At 64.9% G+C, this 25,447-nt stretch carries 21 protein-coding genes and 1 tRNA gene; 19 read left to right on the top strand and 3 right to left on the bottom strand.

The features are described from left to right. The first annotated feature begins 28 nt into the window (after positions 1-28). The 10 genes from pdxA (at position 29) to AC1G9C_RS02780 (ending at position 10,712) form a co-directional block, all read left to right on the top strand. Complete coding sequence (gene pdxA / locus AC1G9C_RS02825) at positions 29-1,027, top strand: 4-hydroxythreonine-4-phosphate dehydrogenase PdxA (RefSeq protein ID WP_480409398.1); 999 nt, start codon at positions 29-31, stop codon at positions 1,025-1,027. Positions 1,028-1,157: 130 nt separating this feature from the next. Then, entirely contained in the window at positions 1,158-1,967 is an 810-nt protein-coding gene (rsmA, locus tag AC1G9C_RS02820; protein ID WP_480409397.1) for a 16S rRNA (adenine(1518)-N(6)/adenine(1519)-N(6))-dimethyltransferase RsmA, read from the top strand. Positions 1,968-1,995: 28 nt separating this feature from the next. Beyond that, positions 1,996-2,376 (top strand): Co2+/Mg2+ efflux protein ApaG, encoded by a 381-nt coding sequence (apaG, locus tag AC1G9C_RS02815; protein ID WP_021444782.1) that lies wholly within the window; start codon positions 1,996-1,998, stop codon positions 2,374-2,376. A gap of 1 nt (position 2,377) precedes the next feature. Beyond that, positions 2,378-3,202, top strand: a complete 825-nt coding sequence (locus AC1G9C_RS02810; protein WP_021444783.1) for a symmetrical bis(5'-nucleosyl)-tetraphosphatase — start codon at positions 2,378-2,380, stop codon at positions 3,200-3,202. Then, positions 3,199-3,528 carry a thiosulfate sulfurtransferase GlpE gene (glpE, locus tag AC1G9C_RS02805; RefSeq protein WP_457788096.1) on the top strand — a complete coding sequence of 110 codons (330 nt, stop codon included), beginning with the start codon at positions 3,199-3,201 and terminating at the stop codon, positions 3,526-3,528. Before AC1G9C_RS02810 ends, glpE begins: the two co-directional genes overlap by 4 nt. A 435-nt stretch (positions 3,529-3,963) precedes the next feature. Further along, the gene (locus AC1G9C_RS02800) at positions 3,964-5,886 is read left to right on the top strand and encodes a PrkA family serine protein kinase (RefSeq protein WP_021444785.1); all 1,923 of its coding nucleotides are present in this window, start codon (positions 3,964-3,966) and stop codon (positions 5,884-5,886) included. 74 nt (positions 5,887-5,960) lie between these two features. Further along, positions 5,961-7,232, top strand: a complete 1,272-nt coding sequence (locus AC1G9C_RS02795; protein ID WP_021444786.1) for a YeaH/YhbH family protein — start codon at positions 5,961-5,963, stop codon at positions 7,230-7,232. A gap of 12 nt (positions 7,233-7,244) precedes the next feature. Next, positions 7,245-8,810 (top strand): SpoVR family protein, encoded by a 1,566-nt coding sequence (locus tag AC1G9C_RS02790; protein WP_021444787.1) that lies wholly within the window; start codon positions 7,245-7,247, stop codon positions 8,808-8,810. A 61-nt stretch (positions 8,811-8,871) separates the two neighbouring features. Next, positions 8,872-9,384, top strand: coding sequence for a DUF4136 domain-containing protein (locus tag AC1G9C_RS02785; RefSeq protein ID WP_122110113.1), 513 nt, complete (start codon positions 8,872-8,874; stop codon positions 9,382-9,384). 98 nt (positions 9,385-9,482) lie between these two features. Further along, entirely contained in the window at positions 9,483-10,712 is a 1,230-nt protein-coding gene (locus AC1G9C_RS02780; protein WP_480409396.1) for a multifunctional CCA addition/repair protein, read from the top strand. Positions 10,713-10,764: 52 nt separating this feature from the next. Here AC1G9C_RS02780 and folK read toward each other — a convergent pair whose 3' ends face one another. Continuing rightward, positions 10,765-11,298 (bottom strand): 2-amino-4-hydroxy-6-hydroxymethyldihydropteridine diphosphokinase, encoded by a 534-nt coding sequence (gene folK / locus AC1G9C_RS02775; protein WP_021444790.1) that lies wholly within the window; start codon positions 11,296-11,298, stop codon positions 10,765-10,767. After that, positions 11,289-11,645: a dihydroneopterin aldolase gene (gene folB, locus AC1G9C_RS02770; protein WP_021444791.1), complete on the bottom strand. Its 357-nt coding sequence runs from the start codon at positions 11,643-11,645 to the stop codon at positions 11,289-11,291. Before folB ends, folK begins: the two co-directional genes overlap by 10 nt. 75 nt (positions 11,646-11,720) lie before the next feature. On the opposite strand from folB, the gene plsY reads away from it, so the two are divergent. Then, a complete protein-coding gene (gene plsY, locus AC1G9C_RS02765) occupies positions 11,721-12,290 on the top strand; it encodes a glycerol-3-phosphate 1-O-acyltransferase PlsY (protein WP_021444792.1) in 570 nt (189 codons plus the stop codon). Here the strand turns inward: plsY and tsaD are convergent. Beyond that, positions 12,287-13,312: a tRNA (adenosine(37)-N6)-threonylcarbamoyltransferase complex transferase subunit TsaD gene (tsaD, locus tag AC1G9C_RS02760; RefSeq protein WP_480409395.1), complete on the bottom strand. Its 1,026-nt coding sequence runs from the start codon at positions 13,310-13,312 to the stop codon at positions 12,287-12,289. The two genes, plsY and tsaD, sit on opposite strands and share 4 nt — an antisense overlap. Before the next feature lie 203 nt (positions 13,313-13,515). Between tsaD and rpsU the strand changes: the two genes are divergently transcribed. The 8 genes from rpsU (at position 13,516) to AC1G9C_RS02720 (ending at position 25,446) form a co-directional block, all read left to right on the top strand. Next, positions 13,516-13,731, top strand: coding sequence for a 30S ribosomal protein S21 (gene rpsU / locus AC1G9C_RS02755; protein ID WP_003296736.1), 216 nt, complete (start codon positions 13,516-13,518; stop codon positions 13,729-13,731). Between the two features lie 147 nt (positions 13,732-13,878). Then, positions 13,879-15,861, top strand: coding sequence for a DNA primase (dnaG, locus tag AC1G9C_RS02750; protein ID WP_480409394.1), 1,983 nt, complete (start codon positions 13,879-13,881; stop codon positions 15,859-15,861). Positions 15,862-15,928: 67 nt separating this feature from the next. Continuing rightward, complete coding sequence (rpoD, locus tag AC1G9C_RS02745) at positions 15,929-17,776, top strand: RNA polymerase sigma factor RpoD (protein ID WP_480409393.1); 1,848 nt, start codon at positions 15,929-15,931, stop codon at positions 17,774-17,776. Between the two features lie 113 nt (positions 17,777-17,889). Next, positions 17,890-21,624 carry a bifunctional diguanylate cyclase/phosphodiesterase gene (locus AC1G9C_RS02740; protein ID WP_480409392.1) on the top strand — a complete coding sequence of 1,245 codons (3,735 nt, stop codon included), beginning with the start codon at positions 17,890-17,892 and terminating at the stop codon, positions 21,622-21,624. 16 nt (positions 21,625-21,640) lie between these two features. Then, a tRNA-Ile gene (locus tag AC1G9C_RS02735) sits at positions 21,641-21,717 on the top strand. 447 nt (positions 21,718-22,164) lie between these two features. Then, positions 22,165-23,286, top strand: coding sequence for a Fic family protein (locus tag AC1G9C_RS02730; RefSeq protein ID WP_480409391.1), 1,122 nt, complete (start codon positions 22,165-22,167; stop codon positions 23,284-23,286). 171 nt (positions 23,287-23,457) lie between these two features. Beyond that, on the top strand, positions 23,458-24,228 hold the full coding sequence (locus AC1G9C_RS02725; RefSeq protein ID WP_480409390.1) for a nuclease-related domain-containing protein: 771 nt from the start codon (positions 23,458-23,460) through the stop codon (positions 24,226-24,228). 75 nt (positions 24,229-24,303) lie between these two features. Continuing rightward, positions 24,304-25,446: an SIR2 family protein gene (locus AC1G9C_RS02720; protein WP_480409389.1), complete on the top strand. Its 1,143-nt coding sequence runs from the start codon at positions 24,304-24,306 to the stop codon at positions 25,444-25,446. The last annotated feature ends 1 nt before the right edge of the window (position 25,447 follow it).

Genomic DNA, 25,447 nt, shown 5'->3' with positions numbered 1-25,447 from the left:
CGCCCCCGCGGCGCAACCGAGAATGCCCATGAGCGCACCCCGAGTCTTTGCCCTGACCCCCGGCGAACCGGCCGGCATCGGCCCCGACCTCTGCCTGCTGCTGGCCCGCCAGGCGCAACCCGAGGCGCTGGTGGCCATCGCCAGCCGCCAGCTGCTCGGCGAGCGCGCCGCCCAGCTCGGCCTGCACATCGCGCTGCTGGACGTCGCCCCGGGCCGCTGGCCGAGTGCCCCCGCGCCGGCCGGCAGCCTGTATGTCTGGGACACCCCGCTGGCCGCCCCGAGCCAAGCCGGCCGGCTCGATCCGGCCAACGCCGGCTACGTGCTGGAAACCCTCAGCCGTGCCGGCCAGGGCTGCCTGGACGGCAGCTTCGCCGCGATGATCACCGCACCGGTGCACAAGGGCGTGATCAACGAAGCCGGTATCGCCTTCTCCGGCCACACCGAGTTTCTCGCCGAGCTGACCCACACGGAGCAGGTGGTGATGATGCTCGCCACCCGCGGCCTGCGCGTCGCCCTGGTCACCACCCACCTGCCGCTCAAGGACGTCGCCGCCGCCATCACCAGCGAGCGCCTGGAGCGGGTCGCGCGCATCCTGCATGCCGATCTGCAGAGCAAGTTCGGCATCGCCGCACCGCGCATCCTGGTCTGTGGACTCAACCCCCATGCCGGCGAAAGCGGCCACCTCGGTCGCGAGGAAATCGAGATCATCGAGCCGACGCTGGAGCGCCTGCGCGGCGAAGGCATGACCCTGATCGGCCCGCTGCCGGCCGACACCCTGTTCACGCCCAAGTACCTGGAGCAGGCCGACGCGGTGCTGGCCATGTACCACGACCAGGGCCTGCCGGTGCTCAAGTTCAAGGGCTTCGGCGCAGCGCTCAACGTCACCCTGGGCCTGCCGATCATCCGCACCTCGGTGGATCACGGCACGGCGCTGGACCTGGCCGGCAGCGGCAATATCGATACCGGCAGCCTGCAGGTGGCCCTGGAAACCGCCTACCAGATGGCCGCCGCTACCAGCCGCAAGTAGACGACAGCCCGGCCCGGATTGCATCCGGGCTACGGGTGTTGTCGCTTTTTGCCTTAAACTACCCGACTTCGTTTTTTCGCTTTGCGCTCTTGCTTGATGCTTGCAGCTTGAAGCCTGGAGCTGCCCTGCCATGTCCGAATACCAACACCGCGCGCGCAAGCGCTTCGGCCAGAACTTCCTGCACGATGCCGGCGTCATCGACCGCATCCTGCGCGCCATCCGCGCCAAGGAGGACGAGCGCCTGCTGGAGATCGGCCCGGGCCAGGGCGCGCTGACCGAGGGCCTGCTCGGCAGCGGCGCGCAACTCGACGTGATCGAGCTGGACCTCGACCTGATCCCCATCCTGCAGAGCAAGTTCGGCGCCAACCCGCGCTTTCGCCTGAACCAGGGCGATGCGCTGAAGTTCGACTTCGCCCGCCTCGAGGCCGCCCCCGGCAGCCTGCGGGTGGTCGGCAACCTGCCGTACAACATCTCCACCCCGCTGATCTTCCACCTGCTGGACAACGCGGCGCTGATCCGCGACATGCATTTCATGCTGCAGAAGGAGGTGGTGGAGCGTCTGGCCGCCGGCCCCGGCGGCGGCGACTGGGGCCGTCTGTCGATCATGGTGCAGTACCACTGCCGGGTCGAACACCTGTTCAACGTCGGCCCCGGCGCCTTCAACCCGCCGCCCAAGGTCGACTCGGCCATCGTCCGCCTGGTACCGCACGCGGTGCTGCCGCATCCCGCCAAGGACCATCGCCTGCTCGAGCGGGTGGTGCGCGAAGCCTTCAACCAGCGACGCAAGACCCTGCGCAATACCCTCAAACAGCTGCTGCCGGCCGAAGCCATCGAAGCCGCCGGCGTCGATGGCGCTCTGCGCCCGGAACAGCTGGACCTGGCCGCCTTCGTTCGCCTGGCCGATCAACTGGCAGCGCACCTGGCCGCCAGCCAGGGCTAAACTGCCATACGCCACACGGGTTACCAGCATGTCCGACCCTCGCTACCAGATCGACGTCAGCGTCACCACCCGCTACCTGGCCGCGCAGTCGCAGCCGGAGCTGGGCCGCTACGCCTTCTCCTACACGGTGACCATCCGCAACCAGGGCCAGCTGCCGGCCAAGCTGCTGTCGCGCCACTGGATCATCACCGACGGCGACGGCCGCGTGCAGGAAGTGCGCGGCGCCGGCGTGGTCGGCCAGCAGCCGCAGATCGCCCCGGGCGCCAGCCACACCTACAGCAGCGGCACGGTGATGACCACCCAGGTCGGCACCATGCAGGGCAGCTACCAGATGCTCGCCGAGGACGGCAAACGCTTCGACGCCGTCATCGCGCCGTTCCGCCTGGCCGTGCCCGGAGCCCTGCACTGATATGGCGCTGTATGCCGTCGGCGACATCCAGGGCTGCCTGCGACCGCTGCAGTGCCTGCTCGAGCGGGTGGCCTTCGACCCGGCGCAGGACCAGCTGTGGCTGGTCGGCGACCTGGTCAACCGCGGCCCGCAATCGCTGGAAACCCTGCGTTTTCTCTATTCCATCCGCCAGGCGGTGACCTGCGTGCTGGGCAATCACGACCTGCACCTGCTGGCCGTGGCGCACAACATCGAGCGGCTGAAGAAGGGCGACACCCTGCGCGAGATCCTCGACGCGCCGGACCGCGCCGACCTGCTCGACTGGCTGCGCCTGCAGAAGCTGGTGCACCACGATGCCGAGCGCCGGGTGACCCTGGTGCATGCCGGCATCCCGCCGCAGTGGAGTCTGACCAAGGCGCTGCGCCGCGCCGCCGAGGTCGAGGAGGCGCTGCGCGACGACGCCCGCCTGCCACTGTTTCTCGACGGCATGTACGGCAACGAACCGGCCAAATGGCACAAGGACCTGCACGGCGTCACCCGCCTGCGGGTGATCACCAACTATTTCACCCGCATGCGCTTCTGCAAGGCCGACGGCACCCTGGACCTGAAGAGCAAGGAAGGCGTCGGCAGCGCCCCGCCCGGCTACGCCCCCTGGTTCAGCCACCCGCAGCGCAAGATGCGCGGCGAAACCATCATCTTCGGCCACTGGGCCGCCCTCGAAGGCAACTGCCAGGAGCCCGGCCTGTATGCGCTGGACACCGGCTGCGTGTGGGGCGGCGCGATGACCCTGCTCAACGTCGACAGCGGCGAACGCCACCGCTGCACCTGCCCCAAGGAGCACCCATGAGCGAATTCCAGCGTATCTCTCCCCAGCAGGCCCAGGCCCTGCGCCAGCAAGGCGCCGTGGTCGTGGATATCCGCGACCCGCAAAGCTTCGCCGCCGGGCATATCCAGGGCTCGCGTCACCTGGACAACCACTCGCTGCACGACTTCATCCGCAACGCCGACCTCGACGCGCCGCTGATCGTCTCCTGCTACCACGGCAACTCCAGCCAGGGCGCCGCCGCCTACCTGGTCGGCCAGGGTTTCAGCCAGGTCTACAGCCTCGACGGCGGTTTCGAGCTGTGGCGCGCCACCTACCCCGACGACACCGCGCAAAGCCCCGCAGAATAATTTTTATGGCCTGCCATCCCTGGCGGCCACCCTTCCGGGCCGCCGCTACGCGACGTTAAAAATGCCTGCCGGCCATTTTTTGATGGCCTGCCGTCCCTGGCGGCCACCCTTCGGGCCGCCGCTGCGCGACGTTAAAAATGGCTCCCGGCCATTTTTTTCCGAGCCGGCAGGCCGCGCCTCCTCTGGCCTGCCGAGGATTCCCGACGGACGGTAACATCTGGTTATCCTTGTCCCCGCCTTGACCCTCGCCAGAAAGAACTATCCTGTAGCTCAGGCCATCCAACTCAAGGTAGAGCCGGCCAACCGGCATCGGGCCATCGGTAACGACCTTTAGGTGTTCTGGGGGATTCTTCCCGGCCAAGTCCCAGGCCGGGGCTACCAAGCACCCGCACGACCGAACCCGAACCGGCTTTCAGCATCGAGCGAGGTGAAGTCATGAGTATTTTCAGCCACTTCCAACAACGTTTCGAAGCGACCCGCCAGGAGGAGTACTCGCTGCAGGAGTACCTCGAACTGTGCAAACAGGATCGCAGCGCCTACGCCACCGCGGCCGAGCGCCTGCTGATGGCCATCGGCGAGCCGGAGCTGCTCGACACCTCGACCAACTCGCGTCTGTCGCGCATCTTCTCCAACAAGGTGATCCGCCGTTACCCGGCCTTCGCCGACTTCCACGGCATGGAAGAGTGCATCGACCAGATCGTCTCCTACTTCCGCCATGCCGCGCAGGGCCTGGAAGAGAAGAAACAGATCCTCTACCTGCTCGGTCCGGTGGGCGGCGGCAAGTCGTCGCTGGCCGAGAAGCTCAAACAACTGATGGAGAAGGTGCCCTTCTACGCCATCAAGGACTCGCCGGTGTTCGAGTCGCCGCTGGGGCTGTTCAACGCCGCCGAGGATGGCGCCATCCTCGAGGAGGACTACGGCATCCCGCGCCGCTATCTCAATTCGATCATGTCGCCCTGGGCCACCAAGCGCCTGCAGGAATTCGGCGGCGACATCAGCCAGTTCCGCGTGGTCAAGCTCTACCCCTCGATCCTCAACCAGATCGCCGTGGCCAAGACCGAGCCGGGCGACGAGAACAACCAGGACATCTCCGCGCTGGTCGGCAAGGTGGATATTCGCAAGCTGGAGGAATTCCCGCAGAACGACGCCGACGCCTACAGCTACTCGGGCGCGCTGTGCCGGGCCAACCAGGGCCTGATGGAATTCGTCGAGATGTTCAAGGCGCCGATCAAGGTGCTGCACCCGCTGCTGACCGCCACCCAGGAAGGCAACTACAACAGCACCGAAGGCCTCGGCGCGATTCCCTACAGCGGCATCCTGCTGGCCCACTCCAACGAATCCGAGTGGCACAGCTTCCGCAACAACAAGAACAACGAGGCCTTCATCGACCGCATCTACATCGTCAAGGTGCCCTACTGCCTGCGCGTCACCGACGAGGTGAAGATCTACGACAAGCTGCTGATCAACAGCTCGCTGGCCAAGGCCCACTGCGCCCCGGACACCCTGAAGATGCTCGCCCAGTTCAGCGTGCTGAGCCGCCTGAAGGAGCCGGAGAACTCCAACATCTACTCGAAGATGCGCGTCTACGACGGCGAGAACCTCAAGGACACCGATCCCAAGGCCAAGTCGATCCAGGAATACCGCGACAGCGCCGGCGTCGACGAGGGCATGACCGGCCTGTCGACCCGCTTCGCCTTCAAGATCCTGTCCAAGGTGTTCAACTTCGACCCGCACGAGATCGCCGCCAACCCGGTGCACCTGCTCTACGTGCTGGAACAGCAGATCGAGCAGGAGCAGTTCCCCGCCGAAGTGCGCGAGCGCTACCTGCGCTATATCAAGGAATACCTGGCGCCGCGCTATATCGAGTTCATCGGCAAGGAAATCCAGACCGCCTACCTCGAGTCCTACAGCGAGTACGGACAGAACATCTTCGACCGCTACGTGCTGTACGCCGACTTCTGGATCCAGGACCAGGAATACCGCGACCCGGAAACCGGCGAGATCCTCAACCGCGTGGCGCTCAACGAGGAGCTGGAGAAGATCGAGAAACCGGCCGGCATCAGCAACCCGAAGGACTTCCGCAACGAGATCGTCAACTTCGTGCTGCGCGCCCGCGCCAACAACAACGGCAAGAACCCCACCTGGCTCAGCTACGAGAAGCTGCGCGTGGTCATCGAAAAGAAGATGTTCTCCAACACCGAGGACCTGCTCCCGGTCATCAGCTTCAACGCCAAGGGCAGCAAGGAGGAACAGCAGAAGCACAACGACTTCGTCAAACGCATGGTCGAGCGCGGCTACACCGAGAAGCAGGTGCGCCTGCTGTCGGAATGGTATCTGCGGGTACGCAAGTCGCAGTGATCCGCACCCGGCGCGCGCCGCGCGCCGGGCTATCCGCCGCACGCCCGTGGCCACGGGCGTGCTAGGGAGACGTCATGAGCTACGTGATCGACCGGCGCCTGAACGGCAAGAACAAGAGCACGGTAAACCGCCAGCGTTTCCTGCGGCGTTACCGCGAGCACATCAAGAAGGCGGTCGAGGAGGCCGTCAGCCGGCGTTCCATCACCGACATGGAGCACGGCGAGCAGATCAGCATTCCCGGCCGCGACATCGACGAGCCGGTGCTGCACCACGGCCGCGGCGGCAAGCAGACCATCGTTCACCCGGGCAACAAGGAGTTCACCGCCGGCGAACGTATCCCCCGTCCGCAGGGCGGTGGCGGCGGGCGTGGCAGCGGCAAGGCGAGCAACTCCGGCGAGGGCATGGACGAGTTCGTGTTCCAGATCACCCAGGAGGAATTCCTCGACTTCATGTTCGAGGACCTGGAACTGCCCAACCTGGTCAAACGCCACCTGACCGGCAGCGACACCTTCAAGACCGTGCGCGCCGGCATCAGCAACGAGGGCAACCCCTCGCGCATCAATATCGTCCGCACCCTGCGCTCGGCCCATGCGCGGCGCATCGCCCTGTCCGGCTCCAGCCGCGCCAAACTGCGCGAGGCCAAGGCCGAACTGGAGCGTCTGCGCCGGGAAGAGCCGGATAACTTCGGCGATATCCAGGAAATAGAGGCGGAAATCGAACGCTTGAGCGCACGCATCCACCGCGTGCCCTTCCTCGACACCTTCGACCTCAAGTACAACCTGCTGGTCAAGCAGCCCAACCCCAGCTCCAAGGCGGTGATGTTCTGCCTGATGGACGTCTCCGGCTCCATGACCCAGGCCACCAAGGACATCGCCAAGCGCTTCTTCATCCTCCTGTATCTGTTCCTCAAGCGGAACTACGACAAGATCGAGGTGGTGTTTATCCGCCACCACACCAGCGCCAAGGAGGTGGACGAGGAGGAGTTCTTCTACTCCCGCGAGACCGGCGGCACCATCGTCTCCAGTGCGCTCAAGCTGATGCAGGAGACCATGGCCGCGCGCTACCCGATCAACGAGTGGAACATCTACGCCGCCCAGGCCTCGGACGGCGACAACTGGAACGACGACTCGCCGGTGTGCCGGGATATATTGATCAACCAGATCATGCCGTTCGTGCAGTACTTCACCTACGTCGAGATCACCCCGCGCGAACACCAGGCGCTGTGGTTCGAGTACGAGCAGGTGGCCGAGGCATTCGCCGACACCTTCGCCCAGCAGCAACTGGTGTCGGCGGCGGACATCTACCCGGTGTTCCGCGAGCTGTTCCAGCGCCGGCTCGCGACCTGAAGGAGGCGTGACATGAGTGCCAGCAGGAAGGAACGCAAGCCCATCTCCACCGGCTCGGAATGGACCTTCGAGCTGATCCGTCAGTACGACAAGGAAATCGCGCGCATCGCCGAACGCTACGCGCTGGACACCTATCCCAACCAGATCGAGGTGATCACGGCCGAGCAGATGATGGACGCCTATGCCTCGGTGGGCATGCCGCTGGGCTACCACCACTGGTCCTACGGCAAACACTTCCTGGCCACCGAGAAGGGCTACAAGCGCGGGCAGATGGGCCTGGCCTACGAGATCGTGATCAACTCCGACCCCTGCATCGCCTACCTGATGGAGGAAAACACCATCTGCATGCAGGCCCTGGTGATCGCCCACGCCTGCTACGGCCACAACAGCTTCTTCAAGGGCAACTACCTGTTCCGCACCTGGACCGATGCCAGTTCGATCATCGACTACCTGGTGTTCGCCAAGCAGTACATCATGCAGTGCGAGGAGCGCCATGGCATCGACGCGGTGGAGGAGCTGCTCGACTCCTGCCACGCCCTGATGAACTACGGCGTCGACCGCTACAAACGGCCCTACCCGATTTCCGCCGAGGAGGAGCGCAAGCGCCAGAAGGACCGCGAGGAGCACCTGCAGAAGCAGATCAACGACCTCTGGCGCACCATCCCCAAGAGCGCCGGCAAGCACAGCGACCAGGACAACAAGCGCTTCCCCGCCGAGCCGCAGGAAAACATCCTGTACTTCTTGGAAAAGCACGCGCCGCTGCTGGAGCCCTGGCAGCGCGAGGTGATCCGCATCGTGCGCAAGATCGCCCAGTACTTCTATCCGCAACGCCAGACCCAGGTGATGAACGAGGGCTGGGCCACCTTCTGGCACTACACCCTGATGAACGACCTGTACGACGAGGGCCTGGTCACCGACGGTTTCATGATGGAATTCCTCCAGTCGCACACCAGCGTGGTCTACCAGCCGCCGTTCGACAGCCCCTACTACAGCGGTATCAACCCCTACGCCCTGGGTTTTGCCATGTACCGCGACATCCGCCGCATCTGCGAGGAGCCCACCGAGGAGGACAAGCACTGGTTCCCCGACATCGCCGGCAGCGACTGGCTGACCACCCTCAAGTTCGCCATGGCCAGCTTCAAGGACGAAAGCTTCATCCTGCAGTTCCTCTCGCCCAAGGTGATCCGCGACTTCAAGCTGTTCGGCATCCTCGACGACGACCAGAAGGACGAACTGCTGGTGCCGGCGATCCACGACGAGCCCGGCTACCGCACCATCCGCGAGCTGCTCGCGGCGCAGTACAACCTGGGCAACCGCGAGCCCAACGTGCAGATCTGGAGCATCGACCGCCGCGGCGACCGCTCGCTGACCCTGCGCCACCAGCAGCATGACCGCAAGCCGCTGGGCGACTCCACCGAGGAAGTGCTCAAGCACCTGCACCGCCTGTGGGGTTTCGACATCCACCTGGAGGTGTGCCAGGGCGACCAGCTGATCACCACCCAGCACGTGCCGCCGCGCGGCGAGGCGGAGGGCGACGGCGACTACCCGCGCCTCGACCTGATCATTCCCCCCATTTGATCGGTTGCCGGGCATGCGCCGCGCACTCAGCATCGGCGGCAGACTCCGCGAGACGCCGTGCATGCGTGTATTTCTGGTTTTCCTGCTGTGCCTGGGGCTGGCCACCTGCGCCAGCCATATCCCCCAGGCGCAGATCCTCAGCCCCGCCGACGCCGCGCTGGCCGGGCGCCACAGCTTCGAGCTGATCGACCCGCAGCACAGCCTGGCCGGCGAGCCGCCCTTCCCCGAGCGCTACCGCCAGTTGCCGCAGCTGCTGCGCCATGGCCTGTCGTCCCGCGGCTACCACGAGAGCCAGCAGCCGCAACTGCGTCTGTACTACTGGCTGGCCGTGCAGGACGGCCCGCTGACCTTCAGGGTCGACGTGCCGCCGCCCAACGCCCTCGGCCCCTACCAGGCGATCCATCGCCTGCGCGACGAAACCGGCACGCTGCGCCTGCGCCTCACCGACCTGGACCAGCGCGTGCTGTGGGAAGGGCTGATCAGCACCGGCCTGAGCCCGGCACGCGACAGCGCCGAACTGCTGGAACGCGCCGCCCAGGCGCTGATCGAACAGATTCCCCAGGCCACGCCGTAGCCCGGAGGCAATCCGGGCCGCGTAATCCCCGGAGTGCATCCGGGCTACCCCGCACAGCCGGCCAGCCGCTATCCTCCGCACTCAGCGGAGGAACAACGATGCAGATCTACAAAGTCGGCGGCGCCGTGCGCGACCGCCTGCTCGGCCGCCCCGTCGAGGAAATCGACTGGGTGGTGGTGGGCGCCAGCGCCGAACAGATGCTCGAGCTGGGCTATCGCCCGGTGGGCGCCGACTTCCCGGTCTTCCTGCATCCAGACAGCGGCGAGGAATATGCCCTGGCCCGCACCGAGCGCAAGAGCGGGCGCGGCTACGGCGGCTTCGTCTTCCACGCCAGCCCCGAGGTCACCCTGGAGCAAGACCTGATCCGCCGCGACCTGACCGTCAACGCCATGGCCGAAGACGACCAGGGCAGGCTGATCGACCCCTATGGCGGCCAGCGCGACCTGCAGGCGCGCGTGCTGCGCCACGTTTCGCCGGCCTTCGCCGAAGACCCGCTGCGGGTGCTGCGCGTCGCCCGCTTCGCTGCCCGCTATGCGCCGCTGGGTTTCCGCGTGGCGACGGAAACCCTGGCGCTGATGCGCCAACTGGCCGAGTCCGGCGAACTGGCCCACCTCACCGCGGAGCGCAGCTGGAAGGAGATCTCCCGTGCATTGATGGAGCCGCGCCCGGACGTGTTCGTCCAGGTGCTGCGCGACTGCGGCGCCCTGGCCGCCCTGCTGCCGGAGGTCGACGCGCTGTTCGGCGTGCCGCAGCCGGCCGTTCATCACCCGGAGATCGACACCGGCGTGCATGTGCTGAGCGTGCTGCGCCAGTGCGCCGAACACGAGCAGCCGCTGACGGTGCGCTGGGCCTGCCTGCTGCACGACGTCGGCAAGGGGCTGACACCCGAAACGGAGTGGCCGCGGCATATCGCCCACGAGCCCAAGGGCCTGCGCCTGATCGAGGCCATCAACCAACGCTGCAAGGCGCCGCGCGACTGCGCCGAGCTGGCGCTGCTGGTCGGCGAATTCCACACCCACGGCCATCGCGCACTGGAACTCAAGCCCTCGACCCTGCTGGAACTGCTGCAACGCTTCGACGTATTCCGCCGTCCGCAGCGTTTCGCCGAGTTCGTCGCCGCCTGCGAGATGGACGCCCGTGGCCGCCTGGGGCTGGAGCAACGCGAATACCCGCAGGCCGCCTACCTGCTCGGCGCCGCCGAGACGGCGCGCCAGGTAGCGGTCAAACCGCTGCTGGAAAAGGGTTTGAAGGGCGCGGAGCTGGGCGAGGCGCTGGCTCGCGAACGCCTGCGGGCGCTCAAGGCCTACAAGGATCAGCAGGCGCAGTAGCCCGGATGCAATCCGGGGCGGTTCCGGGGTCGAGTCCCAGATTGCAGCCGGGCTACGAAGAGCGCGTCCGCAACAGCGCTGCGGGCGTCAGCTCGACGCCGCGCCACTGGAAAGCAGCCGGCCACAGCTGCTGATCGATTTGCGCCGACGCCCACAACTCGGCGAACGAACGTCCATCCACCGGGTGCTGCAACTGCGGCGCCAACAGTGCCAGCGGCCAGAGCACGAAGGCGTTCTTGAGGATTTCCGCGCGCGGCAGCACCAGCCCGTTGAAGTTGCCGACCTGTTCGCCGTACAGCAGCACGTCGATGTCCAGCGGCAGGCCCTTGCGCTCCGGCGCGTAGCGGCCATTGTCGGCCTCGATGAACTTGAGCCGGCGATCCAGCTCCAGCAGTGGCAGCTCGGTCTGCCCGGTCACCACCAGATTGAAGAAGTTGCCGCTCTTGATGCCTACCGCATGGCTCTCGAATACTGGCGAGCAGCGCATGTCGCCGAGCAGGCCGGCCAGCGCATCGAGCCCGGCGCCAAGGTGAGCCTCGCGCTCGATATTGCTGCCGAGGCCGAGGTAGACCCGAGTCAGAGGCATCCGCGCTCGATCTCCACGCCCACGCCGCCGCGCGCGGCCGGTACTGCCCCGGGCTTGGTCAGCTTGAGGCGCATCCAGGGGATGTGGAACTCCTCCATCAGGGTCTGCACCAGGCGCTCGGCGAAGGTTTCCACCAGGATGAACTGCGACGCCTCGGCGAAGGCCTGCACCCGCGCGGCGACGCTGGCGTAGTCGAGCGCCTGGGCGAGGTCGTCACCGGCCGCGGCCGGACGGTTGTCCCAGCCCATCTGCAGGTCGAGACGCAGGCACTGGCGAATCTCGCGCTCCCAGTCGTAGGCGCCGATCACCGTATCGACCTCCAGTCCCTCGATAAATACTCTGTCCACCCGCACTCTCCGCGCCACGACAAGGGCGCCGCACCTCGTTAGAATCGGGCCACCCCATGCCCTGGAATGGCCACCATGTTCTGGCTCCTGGCGATCCTCGCCTACCTGCTCGGCTCGCTGTCCTTCGCCATCCTGCTCAGCCGCCTGGCCGGCGGCCCGGACCCACGCGCCAGCGGCTCGGGCAACCCCGGCGCCACCAACATGTTGCGCGTGGCCGGCAAGAAACTCGCCGTACTGACCCTGCTCGGCGACCTGCTCAAGGGTCTGCTGCCGATCCTGATCGCCAAACTGTTCGGCCTCGACCTGCAGCAACAGGCCTGGATCGGCCTGGCCGCGGTGCTCGGCCATCTCTACCCGCTGTACTTCCGCTTCCGCGGCGGCAAGGGCGTGGCCACCGCCGCCGGCATGCTGCTGGGCCTCTACCCGCCGGCCGCGCTGCTGGCCATCGGCGCCTGGCTGCTGGTGTTCGTGCTGACCCGCACCAGCTCGCTGGCCGCGCTGATCGCCACGCCGCTGACCCTGCCGCTGCTGGCCTGGCAGCAACCGGCGGCGCTGCTGCCGGTCTGCGTACTGACCGGCCTGATCGTCTGGCGCCACCGCGGCAACCTGCGCGATCTGTTCGCCGGCCGCGAACGCCGCTTTTAAAGCGCCGGCAACGACTCCATCGGCCAACGCGCCTGCACCTTGATCGCCAGATCCTCGTGCTGCCCGGCCAGCAGCCGCTGGCAGCCGGCGTAGGCGATCATCGCGCCGTTGTCGGTGCAGAAACGCGGCCGCGCGTAGAACACCTTGCCCTTCAGCTCACCCAGCATGCGCTCCAGATGCTCGCGCAGGGCCTTGTTGGCACTCACCCCGCCGGCGATCACCAGGCTGTTCAGCCCGGTCTGCTTGAGCGCACGCTTGCACTTGATGGTGAGAGTCTCGACCACCGCCTGCTGGAAGGCCAGGGCGATGTCGCGGCGGGCTTGGTCGAGGTCGTCATCGCCGTCGCGGCACTGCTGCCAGGTGTTCAGGGCGAAGGTCTTGAGGCCGCTGAAGCTGAAATCCAGCCCCGGACGGTCGGTCATCGGCCGCGGGAAGACGAAGCGACCCGGCGTGCCCTGCTCGGCCAGTTTGGCGATCTCCGGCCCACCGGGATAATTCAGCCCCATCAGCTTGGCGGTCTTGTCGAAGGCCTCACCGGCCGCATCGTCCAGCGACTCGCCGAGCAACTGGTACTGGCCGATGCCGTCGACCCGCACCAGCTGCGTGTGACCGCCGGAAACCAGCAGGGCGACGAAGGGAAAGGCCGGCGGCTGCTCTTCGAGCATCGGCGCCAGCAGGTGACCTTCCATATGGTGCACGCCGACGGCCGGCACGCCCCAGGCAAAGGCCAGGGCCTGGGCACAGGAGGCGCCCACCAGCAGCGCGCCGACCAGGCCGGGGCCGGCGGTGTAGGCCAGCGCATCGATATCGGCCGGCTCGCGCCCGGCCTCGTCCAGCACCTGGCGGATCAGCGGCAGCATGCGCTTGACGTGGTCGCGCGAGGCCAGTTCCGGCACCACGCCGCCATAGATGCGGTGCAGGTCGATCTGACTGAACAGCGCGTCGGCCAGCAGGCCGCGCTCGCTGTCATAGAGCGCGACGCCGGTTTCATCGCAGGAGGTTTCCAATCCCAGTACGAGCATGGAGCTTGAGCCTTGATTTGCCGCGGGGAACAAAGGCGCGCATGATAAGCGCCGCTCGGCGGAGCGGCTACTGCTTTTCGACCTAAGGCCTTTGCATTCCGCACGGCGAGGCGGTAACATCCGCAACCCTTAAAAACCGACGCAACCCGAGCCAATTTGCCGGGAACGCGTTCACCCCGGTAATTAATGAAGGTACGACCTGGATGCCAGCCGTCAAAGTTAAAGAGAACGAACCCTTCGACGTAGCCCTGCGTCGTTTCAAGCGCTCCTGCGAAAAGGCCGGTGTACTGGCCGAAGTTCGTAGCCGCGAATTCTACGAAAAGCCGACCTCCGAGCGTAAGCGCAAGGCTGCTGCCGCTGTTAAGCGTCACGCCAAGAAAGTGCAGCGCGAGCAGCGTCGCAGCGTCCGCCTGTACTAATCAGTACGCGCAACGCCCGAATGCCCGGCCTAGGCCGGGTATTGCATTTCAGGAAACTCCGCCTCGCCGTTCGGCGAATGAGCGGAGTTTTCTGCTTTCTGCCCGAGACTGTCCAGCCCCGCGCCACGACAGTATGCTGAGCACCCTATGGCCGGCCTGATTCCGCAATCCTTCATCGATGACCTGCTCAACCGCACCGACATCGTCGATGTGGTGAGTTCGCGCATCCAGCTGAAGAAGACCGGCAAGAACTACAGCGCCTGCTGCCCCTTCCACAAGGAAAAGACCCCCTCCTTCACCGTCAGCCCGGACAAGCAGTTCTACTACTGCTTCGGCTGCGGCGCCGGCGGAAACGCCCTCGGCTTCGTCATGGACCACGATCAGCTGGAGTTTCCCCAGGCGATCGAGGAACTGGCCAAGCGCGCCGGCATGGACGTGCCGCGCGAGGAAGGCGGGCGCGGGCGCACGCCGCGCCAGCCGGTGGACTCGCCGCTCTACCCGCTGCTGGAGGCCGCCGCCGAGCACTACCGCCAGGCACTGAAGAGCCACCCGCAGCGCAAGTACGCGGTGGACTACCTCAAGGGCCGCGGTCTGACCGGCGAGATCGCCCGCGACTTCGGCCTCGGCTTCGCCCCGCCCGGCTGGGACAACCTGCTCAAGCAACTGGGCGGCGACGTCCTGCAGCAGAAGGCGATGATCGACGCCGGCCTGCTGATCGAGAACGCCGAGAACGGCCGGCGCTACGACCGCTTCCGCGACCGCATCATGTTCCCCATCCGCGACAGCCGCGGCCGGGTGATCGCCTTCGGCGGCCGGGTGCTGGGCGACGACAAGCCCAAGTACCTCAACTCGCCGGAAACCCCGGTGTTCCACAAGGGCCAGGAGCTCTACGGCCTGTTCGAGGCGCGCAAGCACAACCGCGACCTCGACGAGATCATGGTGGTCGAGGGCTATATGGACGTCATCGCCCTGGCCCAGCAGGGCCTGCGCAATGCCGTGGCCACCCTGGGTACCGCCACCAGCGAAGAGCATCTCAAGCGCCTGTTCCGCATCGTGCCCAGCGTGCTGTTCTGCTTCGACGGCGACGCCGCCGGGCGCAACGCCGCCTGGCGCGCCCTGGAGTCGACCCTGCCGAGCCTGCAGGACGGCCGCCGCGCGCGCTTTCTGTTCCTGCCCGAAGGCGAAGACCCGGACACCCTGGTGCGCGCCGAGGGCACCGACGCCTTCCGCGCCCGGATCAACCAGCACGCCCAGCCGCTGGCCGACTACTTCTTCCAGCAGCTGTCCGAAGAGGCCGACCCGCGCTCGCTGGAAGGCAAGGCGCACCTGATCACCCTGGCCGCACCGCTGATCGACAAGATTCCCGGCAACAACCTGCGTGCCCTGATGCGCCAGCGCCTGAGCGAGATCACCGGCCTCTCCGGCGAAGCCCTCAGCCAGGTCGCCAGCGCCCCGCGCAGCCAGCCGAGCCACGCCAGCCCGGCGCCCGGCGGCGACTACCCGGACTACGCCGACATCCCCGACAGCGCCTTTTACGACGCCGCGCCGGATCTGGGCGGCTACGAGCAGCCGGCGTCCGCGCCGAGCTACGAACGCAGCGCCGGCAAGGGCAAGGGCGGCTGGAAGAAGGACGGCGGCAAGTGGAGCAAGAAGGGCCAGGGCGACTTCGCCCCGCGCGCGCCGCGCACCGCGGTCAGCGTCGAATCGCCGCACCTCAGCGCCCTGCGCACCCTGCTGCACCACCCGCAGCTGGCGCAGAAGGTCGAGGACGTCAGCCACTTCGCCGACGAAGACGACACCTACGCCCAGTTGCTGGTGGCCCTGGTCGGCGCCCTGCAGAAAAATCCCGGGCTGCGTTCGCTGCAGTTGATCGCGCGCTGGCACGGCACCGAACAGGGCCGTCTACTGCGGGCCCTGGCGGAGAAGGAATGGCTGATTTCAGCGGACAACCTTGAACAACAGTTTTTCGACACTATAACTACTCTTGCAGCCCGCCAACGCGAGCGCAGCCTTGAACAACTGCTGCGCAAGGCCCGTCTAAGTGAGTTGAGCGCAGAGGAAAAAGATCAGCTGCGCGCCCTGCTAAGCCGTAACGCATCACCAGTCTCCCCCTCCCCAACTGGCGCGTAAGGGTCTTAATCAGGTATAATCCGCGGCTTGTTTTCAGCCCGCCAAGACCTTCAGTGGATAGGGTGTTATGTCCGTAAAAGCGCAACAGCAATCTCGTTTGAAAGAATTGATCAGCCGCGGTCGCGAGCAGGGCTACCTGACGTACGCGGAGGTCAATGACCACCTGCCGGAAGATATTTCCGATCCGGAACAGGTGGAAGACATCATCCGCATGATCAACGACATGGGGATCAACGTATTCGAGAGTGCTCCGGATGCGGACGCCCTGTTGTTGGCCGAAGCCGACACCGACGAAGCCGCGGCCGAAGAAGCCGCTGCCGCCCTCGCCGCCGTTGAGACCGATATCGGCCGCACCACCGACCCGGTGCGCATGTACATGCGCGAAATGGGTACCGTGGAACTGCTGACCCGCGAAGGCGAGATCGAAATCGCCAAACGCATCGAGGAAGGCATCCGCGAGGTGATGAGCGCCATCGCCCACTTCCCCGGCACCGTCGACGGCATCCTCGCCGAGTACACCCGCGTCACCACCGAGGGCGGCCGTCTGGCCGAAATCCTCAGTGGCTATATCGACCCGGATGACGGCAGCGTACCCGACGAAGCCGCCGCTCCCGTCCCCGTCAAGGAAGGCGCCGCCGCCGCAGACAGCGACGACGACGAGGAAGAAGAGAGCAGCGACGACGAGGAAGAAGAAGGCGACGGCGGTCCGGACCCGGAAGAGGCGGCGCGCCGCTTCAACGCCGTGGCCGAGCAGCAGGACAAGGTCCAGAAGGCGCTGAAGAAGCATGGCCGTGGCAGCAAGCAGGCCACCGAAGAGCTGGCCGCATTGGCCGAGCTGTTCATGCCGATCAAGCTGGTGCCCAAGCAGTACGACGCCCTGGTCGGCCAGGTGCGCGACGCCCTCGACCGCCTGCGTGCGCAAGAACGCGCCATCATGCAGCTGTGCGTCCGCGATGCGCGCATGCCGCGCGCCGACTTCCTGCGCCTGTTCCCGGGCAACGAAGTCGACATGGACTGGGCCGCCGACCTGGCCAAGGGCAAGGCCAAGTACGCCGAAGCCCTGGGCAACCTGCAGGCCGACATCCAGCGCTGCCAGCAGAAGCTGGCCGACCTGGAAGCCGAGTGCAGCCTGAGCCTGGCCGAGATCAAGGACATCAACCGACGCATGTCCATCGGCGAAGCCAAGGCTCGCCGCGCCAAGAAGGAAATGGTCGAGGCCAACCTGCGTCTGGTCATCTCCATCGCCAAGAAGTACACCAACCGCGGCCTGCAGTTCCTCGACCTGATCCAGGAAGGCAACATCGGCCTGATGAAGGCGGTGGACAAGTTCGAATACCGCCGCGGCTACAAGTTCTCGACCTACGCCACCTGGTGGATCCGCCAGGCGATCACCCGCTCGATCGCCGACCAGGCGCGCACCATCCGTATCCCGGTGCACATGATCGAGACGATCAACAAGCTCAACCGCATCTCCCGTCAGATGCTCCAGGAAATGGGTCGCGAGCCCACTCCGGAAGAGCTGGGCGAGCGCATGGAAATGCCCGAGGACAAGATCCGCAAGGTCTTGAAGATCGCCAAAGAGCCGATCTCCATGGAAACCCCGATTGGCGACGACGAAGATTCGCACCTGGGCGACTTCATCGAGGACAGCACCATGCAGTCCCCGATCGACGTAGCCACGGTCGAAAGCCTCAAGGAAGCCACTCGCGAAGTGCTGGCCGGCCTCACTGCCCGTGAAGCCAAGGTCCTGCGCATGCGCTTCGGTATCGACATGAACACCGACCACACCCTCGAGGAAGTGGGCAAGCAGTTCGATGTCACCCGTGAGCGTATCCGCCAGATCGAAGCCAAGGCGCTGCGCAAGCTGCGCCACCCGACGCGAAGCGAGCATCTGCGCTCCTTCCTCGACGAGTGACACCAGAACCCCCGGCCCAGGCCGGGGGTTTTGCTTTAGCGCGCAGGCAAACTGCCATCTATTCGGCAGCCGGTCTACACTGCGACAGATACTGGTTCCGAAACGAGGCTGCTATGCCACGCTTGCCGGCCATTCTGTTGTTGTGCCTGGCGTATTGGACGACCCCGGCCTCGGCCCTGACCCTCAGCGAGGAAGAACGCAGCTGGCTGGCTGCCCATCCCGAGTTGCGCCTGGGCGTCGATGCCTCCTGGCCGCCCTTCGAATTCCGCGATGATCAGGGCCGCTACCAGGGCCTGGCCGCCGATTACGTGCGACTGATCGAAAGCCGCCTGGGCGTGCGCCTGCAACCGGTCGAACCGAGCAGCTGGGGCGAAGTGCTGGCGCGAGCCCGCAGCGGCGAGATCGACCTGCTGCCCGGCATCATGTCGACCCCGGAACGCCAGACCTACCTGGCCTTCACCCGCCCCTACCTGGACTTCCCCATCGTCATCCTGGCCCGCAACGGCGGCCCGCAACCGCGGCGCATGGACGATCTGTACGGGCTGAAGATCGCCGTGGTGGCCAACTACGCGCCGCACGAGCTACTGCGCCAACGCCACCCTGACCTCAACCTGCAACCGCTGCCCAGCGTCGCGGCGGCGCTGCAGGCGCTGGCCACCGGCCAGGCCGACGCCCTGGTCGGCGACCTCGCCTCCAGCGTCTGGAGCCTGCGCCAGCTCAAGCTCGACGGCCTGTTCATCAGTGGCGAGACGCCCTACCGCTACCAGCTGGCCATGGCCGCCCCGCGCGACCAGCCGATGCTGATCGGCATCCTCGACAAGCTGTTCGCCGAGCTCAGCCCCAGCGAGATCGCCGCGCTGCAGGCGCCCTGGGTCGGCGGCGTGCTGGATCGTCGCAGCGTCTGGCGCGAGATGCTGCTCTACGGCCTGCCGGCGCTGCTCGGCCTGCTGGCGGTGATCGCGATCATCCTGCGCATCAACCGCCGCCTGCACAGCGAAATGCGCCGCCGCGCCGAGCTGGAACAGGAACTGCGCAGCCGCGAGCAACACTTCCGCGACCTGGTGGAAAGCCTCTCGGCCATCGCCTGGGAGGCCGAGCCGGGCGACCTGCGCTTCACCTACGTCTCGCCGCATGCCGAAAAGCTGCTCGGCTACCCGCAAGGCGACTGGCTGCAGCCGGGCTTCTGGCAGCAGCACCTGCACCCGGACGACCAGCAGCACACCCTGCGCCAGTGCCTGGAGCACTGCAGCGCGGGTCAGGATCATGTGCTCGAATACCGCCTGCAGGCCGCCGACGGCCGCAGCGTGTGGGTGCGCGACATCGTCACCCTGCTGCAGCGCGACGGACGCCAGCTGGTGCGCGGCCTGATGATCGACATCAGCGAAACCAAGCAGACCGAGCAGGCCCTGCGCCTGTCGGAACAGAAATTCGCCTCGGTGTTCCAGCAATGCCCGGACATCCTGGTCATCGCCCGCCGCAGCGACGGCGTGCTGCTCGAAGTCAACACCGCGTTCACCGAGCAGACCGGCGTCAGCGTCGAACGGGCGATCGGCAAGACCGCCACCGAACTGGACATCTGGGGGGTGCCCGGCATCGGCCCGAGCTTGCTGCTGCGCCTGCAGAACGAGAGCCTGCGCAACCTCGAGCTGCCCTTTCGCCGCGCCGACGGCAGCCTGTTCACCGGGCTGATCTCGGCCAGCACCTTCCAGCTCGACAATATCCCCGCTCTGGTGGTGGTGGTACGCGACATCAGCCAGCTCAAGGCCACCCAGGAGCAGCTGCAGATATCCGAGGAGAAGTTCGCCAAGGCCTTCCACGCCTCGCCCGACGGCCTGCTGATCACCCGCCTGCGCGACGGCCTGCTGGTCGAGGCCAACGAAGGCTTCAGCCGCATCACCGGCTACCGCCTGGACGAGATCGCCGAGCAGAGCACCCTGAGCCTGGGTATCTGGGCCGACCCGCAAGATCGCCGGCGGCTGATCGATGGCATCCGCCAGCACGGCCGCGTGCGCGAGATGATCGCCCCGGTGCGCACCAAGGACGGCCAGCTGCGCCTGTGTGAGCTGTCGGCGCAGCCCCTGCCGATCGGCGGCGAGGACTGCCTGCTGACCATCGCCCGCGACATCACCGAGCGCCAGCAGATGCAGGAGGAACTGCAGCAGGCCGCCACCGTGTTCGAGAGCACCGCCGAAGGGGTGATGATCACCGACCTGGAGCAGCGCATCACCGCGGTCAACCGCGCCTTCACCCAGATCACCGGCTACGCCGAGGCCGAGGCGCTCGGCCAGCGCCCCAGCCTGCTCGCCTCCGGCCAGCACGACAGCGCCTTCTACGCCGCCATGTGGCACAGCCTGGCGGCCAACGGCCACTGGCAGGGCGAGATCTGGAACCGGCGCAAGAACGGCGAGCTCTACCCCGAATGGCTGACCATCAGCGCGGTGCGTAACGCCGACGATCGGATCACCCACTTCGTCGGGGTGTTCGCCGACATCTCCAGCCTCAAGCACGCCCAGGCCCGCCTCGACCACCAGGCCCACCACGACCCGCTGACCGGCCTGCCCAACCGCCTGCTGTTCGAGAATCGCCTGCGCAGCGCCCTGGAGGGTTCGCGCGCCGACGACCAGTTGGGCGCCGTACTGTTCCTCGACCTCGACCGCTTCAAGCAGATCAACGACAGCCTCGGCCACCCGGTCGGCGACCTGTTGCTCAAGGCCATCGCCGAGCGCCTCAAGCTGCAACTGCGCGACATCGACACCGTAGCCCGCCTCGGCGGCGACGAATTCATCATCCTGCTGCCCGGCCTGCACCAGCCGCAGGACGCCGAACAGGTCGCGCAGAAGCTGCTGGAGTGCTTCGCCGCGCCCTTCCAGATCGACAACCACGAGTTCTTCATCAGCGCCAGCATCGGCATCAGCCTCTACCCCAAGGACGGCGCCGACGTCGCCACCCTGGTGAAGAACGCCGACGCGGCCATGTACCAATCCAAGGCCAAGGGGCGCAACCGCAGCGAACGCTACACCCGCTCGCTGACCTTCCAGGTCAACGAGCGCATGGCCATGGAACAGGAACTGCGCCGCGCCCTGGAGCGCGACGAGCTGTGCCTCCATTACCAGCCGAAACTCTGCCTGCGCAGCAGACGCCTGGTCGGCGCCGAGGCCCTGGTGCGCTGGCCGCACCCGGTGTTCGGCGACATCCCGCCAGATCGCTTCATCCCGGTGGCCGAGGAAAGCGGGCTGATCCTGCCACTGGGCGACTGGGTGCTGCAGCAGGCCTGCCGCCAGCTGCAGCACTGGCAGGAGGCACACGGCAGCTTCGGACCGCTGTCGGTCAACCTGGCCGGCGCCCAACTGCACCAGGCCAACCTGCTCACACGCATCGACGAACTGCTGCAACAGCACGGCCTGGCGCCGCAGCGGCTGCAGCTGGAGATCACCGAAAACTTCATCATGACCCAGGCCGAGGAAGCGCTGGGCATCCTCCACCAACTCAAGCAGCTCGGCGTGCAACTGGCCATCGACGACTTCGGCACCGGCTACTCCTCGCTCAGCTACCTCAAGCGCCTGCCGCTGGACGTGCTGAAGATCGACCAGTCCTTCGTCCGCGGCCTGCCGGACGACCCGCACGACCTGGCGATCACCCGCGCCATCATCGCCCTGGGCCACAGCATGCAACTGACGGTGATCGCCGAAGGGGTGGAAACCAAGGCCCAGGAACTGTGCCTGGCCGCCGAGGGTTGCCTGCAGATCCAGGGCTACGTGGTCAGCCACCCCCTGCCAGCCGACGCCTTCGCCCGCAAGTTTCTCTCGCCCGGTCACGCGGTTGGCACTGGCGAGAACGCGCCGGTATAATCCGCCGGCCTTCTGGGGGCCTATAGCTCAGTTGGTTAGAGCACTCGACTCATAATCGATTGGTCGCAGGTTCAAGTCCTGCTGGGCCCACCACCTTCAAAGCCGCGCATTGCGCGGCTTTCGTGTTTCTGGGCTCTTTTCGCCTGTTGATGCGCCGATCCTGCTTCCGTAGCGCCAGCCTTCCTTCGCGATTAGGTCGCGAAATCGCTTCACCGCCCGCCACGCCTACAGGGCGGACAACAGTCAACTCAGGAATGCCTTATGAAAAGGCAATGTTGGAGTTGACTGTCGATGCGCCGATTTGCCTTGTGTAGGAGCGAATTTATTCGCGATTGTGCCGCGAACTTCGTGAATAAATTCGTTCCTACAGGGCGTTCAACAGTTAACGCAGGCATAGCCTTATGAAAACAGGGCGCCTGACCCACCTCTCTCGGAACCAGAAACCTAACGAGAGATTAGACAGTGAGCCGAATAGCCGGCACTATCGGCTCACTGAATGAGCCGAATAGGCTCGCTAATCGGCTCATAGATGCCCCCCTTATGAATGACCCGCTCTGGATATGGCAGCAGCCCAACTGGCCGCAGTTCAGTTGGCAAGCCGAAGCGCTCGCCCCGCTGTTGCGCGCTTGTGGTCAGGCTCAGGGCCGCTTGCTCGGGATGCTCGGTGCAGTGGGCAGTGACACCGAAGTGCAGAGCAGCCTGGATGCCATGCTGCAAAACATCGTCACCTCTTCAGCCATCGAAGGCGAGCAGCTGAATGTCGGCTCGGTACGTTCATCACTGGCGCGGCGCCTGGGGCTGAACGAAGAAGGTCGAACCACCTCTCGCTCCGAAGGCCTGGCGGAACTGCTGCTCGATGCCACCCGCGCACACCAAGAGCCGCTAGACAAACAGCGACTCTTCACCTGGCACAGTTGGTTATTCCCCAGCGATGACCAACTGCTGGCTCGACCGCTGCATATCGGCGCGCTGCGTGGCGAAGAGCCCATGCAGGTAGTTTCGGGTCGGATAGACCGCCCTACCGTACATTTCGAAGCCCCTCCCCGCGCAGGGTTGGAAGCGCAACTGGCAGACTTTCTCGCCTGGTTCGAGAGCAGCCGCAACGATGCCAGCCTCGACCCGTTTCTGCGCGCCGGTATTGCACATTTCTGGTTCGTAACCCTGCACCCCTTCGATGACGGCAACGGTCGCCTCACCCGCGCCATCACCGATCTGGCATTGGCCCAGGGCGAACAGCAAGCCATTCGCTTTTACGCGATGTCCGCGAGCATCCTCGACGACCGCGCCGGTTACTACCGCATCCTCGAAGGCAGTCAGAAAGGTGGGCTGGATATCACCAGCTGGCTGCAGTGGTTTCTCGCAACCTTACTCAACAGCCTGGAGCAGGCCCTTGCTCGTATCGACCGCGTGCTGGTCAAGGCGCGCTTTTGGCAGGCACACCGCAGCCAAACCCTATCGGCGGAGCAAGTCAAAGTGCTTAACCGCCTGCTCGATGGCGGCGAAAGGGGGTTCGAGGACGGTATCAGCGCAGCCCAGTACCAAGCCGTGGCCAAGGTATCCAAAGCCACCGCGACCCGCCATCTGAGCGATCTGCTGGAGAAAGGCTGTATCGAGCGGCTGCCCGGTGGCGGGCGCAGCACCCGTTACCAGATAGCACGCTGAGCACCTAAGCCGACCAAGTCAGCCTCTGGTGCGTCATCGCGGCATAGGACAATGGCCGCGCCCCCCTTGAGCCATTGAAATCAATTAGCCATTATCCGAGGCAGTGCCAGACGCCTGGATTTCGGCACGCCTGCTCGCCCAGCCATCAAGCAGCTCTGCTCAAGGAAGAAAATGGATTACAGCCCGATAGTCGCCCAGGTCTGGGGCATGCTGAGCTGGTTCATCCCGGCGGCCCTGCTGATCGGCCTGCTCAAGTCGCCCTGGGCCAAGGGCCAGATCGGCGAGCTGCTGGTGCGGCTGTTCGCCCACTGGCAGCTGGACCAGCAGACCTACCGCCGCCTGCACAACGTCACCCTGAACACCCCGGACGGCACCACCCAGATCGACCACGTCTTCCTCTCGCCCTACGGCATCTTCGTGCTGGAAACGAAGAACATGAGCGGCTGGATCTTCGGCAGCGAGAAGCAGGCGCAGTGGACGCAGAAGTTTCGCAAGCGCAGCTTCAAGTTCCAGAACCCGCTGCGGCAGAACTACAAGCACCTCAAGGCCCTGGAAGCCACCCTGGGCGTCAGCCCCGAGCACCTGCACTCGGTCATCACCTTCGTCGGCGGCAGCACCTTCAAAACCGAGATGCCGGCCAACGTCACCCAGGGCATCGGCTTTATCCGCTATATCAAGTCATTCGCGCAGCCGGTATTCAGCGCGGCCGAAGTCGACGCCATGCTGCAGGCCCTGCAAAGCGGCCGCCGCGCACCGACCCTCGCCACCCATCGCGAGCATGTGCAGAACCTCAAGCGCCGCAGCGATCCGACGGCCGAGCGGCAATGCCCGAAGTGCGGCAGCGCGCTGGTTATTCGCACACGTAAAACCGGGGCCAATGTCGGCCAACAGTTCTGGGGCTGCTCAACCTTCCCCAAATGCAAAACCATGCAGAGCCATTGAAGGGCTGGCAGTGAAAGGAACAAGGACTCCCCTTGCAGAAAATAAATCTGTCCCCTTTTCCCGTAGGGAGGAAGCATGACATTCAACACAAATATTTTTGAACAAAAACCGTTCAGAGAAGCAATTAACAAACTAGAAGAGCTGCTGTCGCACTCTAAAGCCGTTTTACTAGGAGCTGGCGCTAGCTTTTGTGCAGGCCTGCCATTAACCAACCAACTAACAGAAAAGGCGCTGGCTAGCCCCAAGCTATCGGCCAACTCAAAGCAAATATTGAACGCCATCCAGGATTCTTTTGCAGGTGCCAATCCGGCCTCTCATATTGAGGACTATTTGAGCGAGCTGGTAGATTGGCTTGCAATCACCGCGCGCCGCACCAGTCGAAACGTCGCCGCAAGCACTGTGTCTATCGGCGGCACTAGTTACAGCAACGAACAGCTATTGCTTGCTATCAATGAAATCAAACAAGCAATATTCGGCGTCATAAACATAGAAGTCGACTCTGAGATTCACGAACGATTCGTTCAGGCATTACACCGCCCTATACGACCGGGTAAAGAAAATCATGAGGGATGCGTTGATTACCTGGTGATGAACTACGACACATTAATTGAGGATGCGCTCGCTCTCTCAAGACTTCGCTATGCGGATGGCCTAGAAGGTGGCGCGTCTGGCTGGTGGAACCCTGCAACCTTTGAACAAAGAGATCTGGAAGCACGCGTATTCAAGCTGCATGGCTCAATTAATTGGGCAGAGCACTCAACGTCTACGACACCATTACGCATCGCATCACATCTAAAACGCAGCCGGCAACACGCATCGAAAATCATGATATGGCCTGCTTCGACAAAATACCGTGAGACTCAGCTTGACCCCTATGCAAACCTAATGCATCGGGCGCGAAGTGTATTAAACCCTCAAAATGGTGGCCAGCGCGTACTACTCATTACTGGTTATAGTTTTGGAGATGCACATATTAACTTAGAGATAGAGCGCGGATTAAGGTCATCAAACGGCAACTTAACCGTTATTGCCTTCACTAGCGATGCAGAACCTACCGGCATTTTACAGAATTGGCATACAGACCCAAACATCAACGAGCAGGTACTGATTTTTGCCGACAGAGGTTTTTTCCACGCAAATCAGAAAGCAGTCTCAGATACGAGTATCGAATGGTGGAAATTTGAAAATCTAACGCAGATTCTTGAGGGAGGGATTTGAT

The organism is Pseudomonas sp. ABa2 (assembly GCF_056676075.1).
Note: the sequence above shows the minus strand (reverse complement) of the source record. Positions and strands in the feature narration are given on the sequence as shown.

What these genes read in the sequence shown, in the direction of transcription:
- AC1G9C_RS02790 (WP_021444787.1), top strand. Translation starts at nt 7,245, where the DNA reads ATGAGTGCCAGCAGGAAGGAACGCAAGCCCATCTCCACCGGCTCGGAA.
- AC1G9C_RS02720 (WP_480409389.1), top strand. Translation starts at nt 24,304, where the DNA reads ATGACATTCAACACAAATATTTTTGAACAAAAACCGTTCAGAGAAGCA.
- plsY (WP_021444792.1), top strand. Translation starts at nt 11,721, where the DNA reads ATGTTCTGGCTCCTGGCGATCCTCGCCTACCTGCTCGGCTCGCTGTCC.
- glpE (WP_457788096.1), top strand. Translation starts at nt 3,199, where the DNA reads ATGAGCGAATTCCAGCGTATCTCTCCCCAGCAGGCCCAGGCCCTGCGC.
- AC1G9C_RS02800 (WP_021444785.1), top strand. Translation starts at nt 3,964, where the DNA reads ATGAGTATTTTCAGCCACTTCCAACAACGTTTCGAAGCGACCCGCCAG.
- AC1G9C_RS02740 (WP_480409392.1), top strand. Translation starts at nt 17,890, where the DNA reads ATGCCACGCTTGCCGGCCATTCTGTTGTTGTGCCTGGCGTATTGGACG.
- rpsU (WP_003296736.1), top strand. Translation starts at nt 13,516, where the DNA reads ATGCCAGCCGTCAAAGTTAAAGAGAACGAACCCTTCGACGTAGCCCTG.
- apaG (WP_021444782.1), top strand. Translation starts at nt 1,996, where the DNA reads ATGTCCGACCCTCGCTACCAGATCGACGTCAGCGTCACCACCCGCTAC.
- AC1G9C_RS02725 (WP_480409390.1), top strand. Translation starts at nt 23,458, where the DNA reads ATGGATTACAGCCCGATAGTCGCCCAGGTCTGGGGCATGCTGAGCTGG.
- tsaD (WP_480409395.1), bottom strand. Translation starts at nt 13,312, where the DNA reads ATGCTCGTACTGGGATTGGAAACCTCCTGCGATGAAACCGGCGTCGCG.
- dnaG (WP_480409394.1), top strand. Translation starts at nt 13,879, where the DNA reads ATGGCCGGCCTGATTCCGCAATCCTTCATCGATGACCTGCTCAACCGC.
- pdxA (WP_480409398.1), top strand. Translation starts at nt 29, where the DNA reads ATGAGCGCACCCCGAGTCTTTGCCCTGACCCCCGGCGAACCGGCCGGC.
- AC1G9C_RS02785 (WP_122110113.1), top strand. Translation starts at nt 8,872, where the DNA reads ATGCGTGTATTTCTGGTTTTCCTGCTGTGCCTGGGGCTGGCCACCTGC.
- rsmA (WP_480409397.1), top strand. Translation starts at nt 1,158, where the DNA reads ATGTCCGAATACCAACACCGCGCGCGCAAGCGCTTCGGCCAGAACTTC.
- AC1G9C_RS02810 (WP_021444783.1), top strand. Translation starts at nt 2,378, where the DNA reads ATGGCGCTGTATGCCGTCGGCGACATCCAGGGCTGCCTGCGACCGCTG.
- folK (WP_021444790.1), bottom strand. Translation starts at nt 11,298, where the DNA reads ATGCCTCTGACTCGGGTCTACCTCGGCCTCGGCAGCAATATCGAGCGC.
- AC1G9C_RS02795 (WP_021444786.1), top strand. Translation starts at nt 5,961, where the DNA reads ATGAGCTACGTGATCGACCGGCGCCTGAACGGCAAGAACAAGAGCACG.
- AC1G9C_RS02780 (WP_480409396.1), top strand. Translation starts at nt 9,483, where the DNA reads ATGCAGATCTACAAAGTCGGCGGCGCCGTGCGCGACCGCCTGCTCGGC.
- rpoD (WP_480409393.1), top strand. Translation starts at nt 15,929, where the DNA reads ATGTCCGTAAAAGCGCAACAGCAATCTCGTTTGAAAGAATTGATCAGC.
- AC1G9C_RS02730 (WP_480409391.1), top strand. Translation starts at nt 22,165, where the DNA reads ATGAATGACCCGCTCTGGATATGGCAGCAGCCCAACTGGCCGCAGTTC.